Here is a 4,833-nt window from a genome sequence, read left to right as displayed (position 1 = left end):
CAAATGCTCCGCGATGAATGCCAACTGCGCGGCACGCGACTGAGCACCAAGCGACAGATGGCAGACCGCGACGTGCAATCCTTCAACCCCATTACCAAAATTCGCAATCAACAACCCGCGCCCCGAGATGCGACCGGGTAGTGGATGGATGTTGACTTTGCGCGGACCGAAGCGGCTCAGTAGACCGTTGGCGCTGGAGGCGACGCCGCCGACCGAACGGTTCGGTTGGTGCGACCAGTGCTCGAAACCGGCGCGCTCGGCGAGATAATGCGTCTGATTGCGAAACCCCGACCGCAAAGAGCCGGGGTCCGCTTCATTCAAACCGACAATGTCATACGACGAGAGCAACTCCGCAATCGTGTCGAGCTTCGATTGCTTGCCCCCCATCGGCAACACATGAGACCAACTGCGCGCGACGTAATCGTGATAACCCTTCGTGCTCGAACCCGCTTGGATGTTCGCACTCAAGATCTTCAGCGACCGCGTGTCTGACATGTCCTTAATTAAACTGCGAAAAAATTACTTCGCAGCCGAAGCTCCACGCTCCATCGCAACCAAATGATCGGCGATGCGGAGGTTGTCTTCGTAAGTTTTGCCAGTGATACGGTACTTACCGTTGACGATCAACGTCGGCGTACCTTCAACACCCGAAGCCAGGAAAAATTGCTTCGCCTTATTCAACTTACCCGTCGTCGCAAAGCTATTCATCGCTGCGAGGAAGTCCGCCGACTTCACGCCGAATTGCGCGTAGAAATCCGCGACCTTCTGCTCGTTTGGCGTTTGACCTTCGGCAGGCAACTTACCGTCAACGTGGATCGCCTGGATGACGGCGTCGTGGGACTTCTTCTCAATGCCCAGAGCCTGCGCAGCGAAATACGCCTTCGCGTAAGGCTTCCACTGATCACCGAATTCCGCAGGCACATAGGTGAAGTTCACGTCAGCCGGCTGCTTCGCCATCCACGCATTCACGAGCGGTTGGAAACGCGCACAGGCAGGGCAGATGTAACCGAACGCTTCCGCGACTTCGATCTTGCCTTCGATTGGATCGAATGGCGCACCATTTTCGATGACGACATAATCCGTACCCGCAATTGGCGCTGGTCCGACAGGCGGCACGATTGGGTTGTTGTTCGGTGCTTCGACTTCGTTGACGACCGGTGCCGTTGCCGCCGCTTCCGTTGCTGCCGGTGCCGGCGTTGTGGCTTCCGGTGTCGGTGCCTTATCGCCGCTGCAAGCTGCGAGACCTGAAATCATTGCTGCCAAAACCAATGCGCGAATCTTCATGTATTCCGTTTCCGTTGAATTTCTGGGGGATTTCTAAATTTTACACCTTTACTTGCCGCGGGGCGCCGGCTTTGCAACAGGCTTTGGCTGCTTCGCACGGATCTCACTGATCAAAAGCCCCGTGTTCATCAGAAACTCGTCGTGGCTGCGGCCAAGCACTTTGTAGCGACCGTCGACAATGATCGATGGCGTGCCTTCAACTTCCTTGCGCATCATCCACTTTTCGTTGCGGTCCATCGCGCGGTCAATGCGTCCATCGTTAAAGGTCGCGACGAACTTCGCCGGCGCAACACCGTAGGCCTTATAAAATCCTGCAATTTCCTGCGCAGATGCACCGCTCGTAGGCAATGAACGAGTGTCGTGAATCGCACGGAACATCGCACCATGCGACTTGTTCGCGACGCCGAGAATTTTCGCGGCTTCATACGCGCGCGCATACGGTTCCCAGTTCGAGCTAAACGACGCCGGGACATAACGCACGACAACGTCCTTCGGCAAACGGGATTCGAATGCACTCATTTTCGGGTCAAAAGCCGCGCAATGCCCGCACAGATAACCGAACACTTCAACAACTTCGATTTGCCCGGCCTTCGTTGCCGGCTCAAAACGATCCGCCGATTTCAACGTCACATAATCCTGGCCTTCCACCAGTTTGCGGTTCTGCGCACTCGCACCCACCGCGACACTCATGCCGAGTACGGCCGTTGCGACAATTTTCAAAAAGTTTTTCATGTTCGCCATCTGTATCCCTAATCTATTCGTCTCTAGTCTAACCGCAGGTAAAAGGCCAAAGGCCAAAGCGAAAGCCCCAAAGCAAAACGCCGACCACACATATTGTGCAATCGGCGTTCTGAACGGCGTGCGAAGTTCCTTCGCCGCGCGTGGTGTTACTTCGTAACTGGTGCCGGTGCTGCTGGTGCTGCTGGTGCCGCTGCGTCAGCAGCAGGTGCTGCCGGAGCTGGAGCCGCCGAAGCTGTTGCGTCTGCTGCCTTCTGCTTCGCAGCCGCTGCGTCGATTTGAGCTTGCGTTAACTTCACGCCCTTATCCAGCGAACGGTCGTGCAGACCTTGCAAGTAGGCCGACAGACCGACGATTTCTTCGTCCGTCAGGTTCTTCGCAACGTCATGCATCATGCCGTACAAATGCTTGTTCGGATCGTTCGAGACGCCACCGCGGAAGTATTCCAGACGACGCTTGACGTAAGCCGCTTGCTGACCACCGATGTGTGGGAACGGTGGACCGGCGTTACCGCCACCTGCAGGACCGTGACATGCGAAGCATGCGCCGATCTCGCGATCCTTGTCGCCTTGCCAGAAAAGCTTCTGACCCACTTCATACACGCGCTTGCCCGCATTCGGACCCGTTGCGATCAGAGTTGCGTCTGCAACGCCAGCACCTGCAACTTGCGTCGCGTAATGCGCGCCGATGTCGCGAGCGTCCTGCGCCGACAGCGCATCAGCGAATGGCTTCATCTGAGCGGCTTCTGGCTCGTTACGCACGTTCGTCTTGAACAGTTCGATCTGATGCGCAACGTACAGCTCAGGCATGCCGGCCAAGCGTGGGAACGCTGGGTCGATCGGGTTACCGTCGAGACCATGACACGCCGCGCAAGCAGCAGCCTTCGTCGCGCCAGCCTTCGGGTCGCCCCAGGTCGCCGTTGCAGCCGTCGTCGCAGCAGCCGCAGCCGGTGCAGCTTCGGTCGCAGGCTTCGCCGCAGCGTCAGGGTTGTTCTGGGCAAAACCAACCGCCGCAGCAATTGCCAACGCGGCCGCGCCGGTCATTCCGAGAATTCGAATTGGGCTCATATTCGAGACGGGCTCCAAGAAAATTTGAAAGACAATTCATCCACCCAGCGAAACTGAGCGAACATTAACTAAAGAATTATCGGCTGAACATGGCGAACGGTCAACGTCTGAGGGGTGTTTTTGCCAAAATACACGCCAATTTCCCTGAATATGCCATGCTATACCCCATGTCGAATCCACTAGAACGCGCCCAATATTGGTTGGCAGCGCACAATCAACGCCAATTGCCGCCGGATCAGGGGGCAGAGGTGGCTTTTGCCGGGCGCTCGAACGCCGGTAAGTCTACGGCCCTGAACGCCATCTGCCGCCAAAATGCTCTCGCCCGCGTCTCCAAGACTCCGGGCCGCACGCAGCAGCTCGTCTACTTCGCATTGCCGCCGCACGCCGACCGCGCGCTCGTCGACTTGCCAGGCTACGGTTACGCGAAGGTGCCGAAGGATTTGCAGGCGCATTGGCAGGCTTTTATTTACGATTATTTCCAGACGCGTGAGGCACTGAAGGGTCTCGTCGTTGTGATGGACATCCGCCATCCGTTGAAGGAATACGATTTGCAGATGCTGCAATATGCCGTCGACGGTGGTTTGCCGGCGCATGCTCTGCTGACGAAGGCTGACAAGCTTGGTCGCGGAGGTTCGAATCAAGTGCTCATGAAAGTGCGCAAGGAACTGCAGGCGAGGTTTGGTGATTCGGTTTCGGTGCAGGTTTTTTCGGGTGAATCCAAAGTTGGCGTGGACGAAGCGGTGAACGTGATCCGAGCGTGGCTCGAGATCTGACGATAAACGCGAAATCAAAAATCAAAAATCTACAAGCGCCGCGAGTTTGAAGCTCGCGGCGTTTTTTTTGGGCATCAGTACAAACAAAAATCCCGGCAACTTTCGTCACCGGGATTTTTGATTTCAAGTTTCAAGTTTAATCGCGAGGCGATTAGAACTTGTACGTTGCGCCAAGCGAGTACGTACGACCCCACTCAATGAACTCAAGCGGACGGTCTACCGTACCGGTGTATGTTTGATACTTCCCGTTAGTCAGGTTCGACACTTGCAGCTGCAATGCCAAGCCCTTCATGCGGCTCGCATCAGGGAACACATAGCCGACTTGTGCGTCGAGAATGTTTTCACCCTTGACCATGCGCAGTTGACGCTGGCCTGCAAAGTTACCGATTTCACCGACGAAGTCGGAACGGCGACGATTACTCAACCGAGCTTCGAATCCGTTGTTTTCGTAGTACGCGGTCAAGTTGTAAACGCGGTCCGACAATCCTGGCAGAGGAGCAGGGGCACTGCCGAGGCTGCCGGTAGCGGTCGGTTCGACAATCTTGATGTTGCTGTCATTGAACGAAGCACTGGCTTGAATGCCGAAACCGTGCAGGGCCGGCGTCAACATGCCGAATGGAAGCGAAGCCGTCACTTCGAAGCCTTGCAATTTGCCGCCTTCGCCATTCATTGGTGCGGTGTAGGTACCCGTGTTCAGGACAGGCGCGTCACCTGGGTTGCGTTTCCAGTTCTTGACGAAGTCAGTCCAGTCATAGCCATCAACGGTCTGCGTATAGATGTACGTCTTCAGGTCCTTGTAAAAGTATGCCAAGGAGACGTATGCCTTATCACCCCAGTACTTTTCGTACGAGATATCAAACGCGTCAGCCTTCCACGGATCAAGCATTGGGTTACCACCGCCACCGCCTGGCTTGCCGGTTGCGCGATCAACGCCGAAACCGACGCCGGCGTTCAACTGATCGACGCGTGGA

Annotated in this window: 6 protein-coding genes; 1 reads left to right on the top strand and 5 read right to left on the bottom strand. The window is 56.2% G+C overall.

The window, feature by feature from the left end; translation table 11 throughout:
- The 4 genes from DMP17_RS46225 to DMP17_RS46210 form a co-directional block, all read right to left on the bottom strand.
- Positions 1-495 (bottom strand): endonuclease/exonuclease/phosphatase family protein (locus DMP17_RS46225; protein WP_337833035.1); only part of this gene is annotated, 495 nt, incomplete at its 3' end.
- A gap of 24 nt (positions 496-519) precedes the next feature.
- Positions 520-1,284, bottom strand: coding sequence for a thiol:disulfide interchange protein DsbA/DsbL (locus DMP17_RS46220; protein WP_337833034.1), 765 nt, complete (start codon positions 1,282-1,284; stop codon positions 520-522).
- A gap of 48 nt (positions 1,285-1,332) precedes the next feature.
- On the bottom strand, positions 1,333-2,025 hold the full coding sequence (locus DMP17_RS46215) for a thiol:disulfide interchange protein DsbA/DsbL (RefSeq protein WP_337833033.1): 693 nt from the start codon (positions 2,023-2,025) through the stop codon (positions 1,333-1,335).
- Between the two features lie 146 nt (positions 2,026-2,171).
- Positions 2,172-3,065 carry a c-type cytochrome gene (locus DMP17_RS46210; protein WP_337833032.1) on the bottom strand — a complete coding sequence of 298 codons (894 nt, stop codon included), beginning with the start codon at positions 3,063-3,065 and terminating at the stop codon, positions 2,172-2,174.
- Between the two features lie 113 nt (positions 3,066-3,178).
- Between DMP17_RS46210 and yihA the strand changes: the two genes are divergently transcribed.
- Entirely contained in the window at positions 3,179-3,862 is a 684-nt protein-coding gene (yihA, locus tag DMP17_RS46205) for a ribosome biogenesis GTP-binding protein YihA/YsxC (RefSeq protein ID WP_337833031.1), read from the top strand.
- Between the two features lie 151 nt (positions 3,863-4,013).
- Here yihA and DMP17_RS46200 read toward each other — a convergent pair.
- On the bottom strand, positions 4,014-4,833 hold an 820-nt coding region (locus tag DMP17_RS46200), incomplete at its 5' end, for a TonB-dependent receptor domain-containing protein (RefSeq protein WP_337833030.1).

The sequence above is a fragment of the Pseudonocardia sp. TMWB2A genome (assembly GCF_017312135.1).
The sequence above is the reverse complement of the archived record's forward strand: the minus strand, read 5'-3'. Positions and strand labels throughout refer to the sequence as shown.

What these genes read in the sequence shown, in the direction of transcription:
- DMP17_RS46220 (WP_337833034.1), bottom strand. Translation starts at nt 1,284, where the DNA reads ATGAAGATTCGCGCATTGGTTTTGGCAGCAATGATTTCAGGTCTCGCA.
- DMP17_RS46215 (WP_337833033.1), bottom strand. Translation starts at nt 2,025, where the DNA reads ATGGCGAACATGAAAAACTTTTTGAAAATTGTCGCAACGGCCGTACTC.
- DMP17_RS46210 (WP_337833032.1), bottom strand. Translation starts at nt 3,065, where the DNA reads ATGACCGGCGCGGCCGCGTTGGCAATTGCTGCGGCGGTTGGTTTTGCC.
- yihA (WP_337833031.1), top strand. Translation starts at nt 3,179, where the DNA reads ATGGCGAACGGTCAACGTCTGAGGGGTGTTTTTGCCAAAATACACGCC.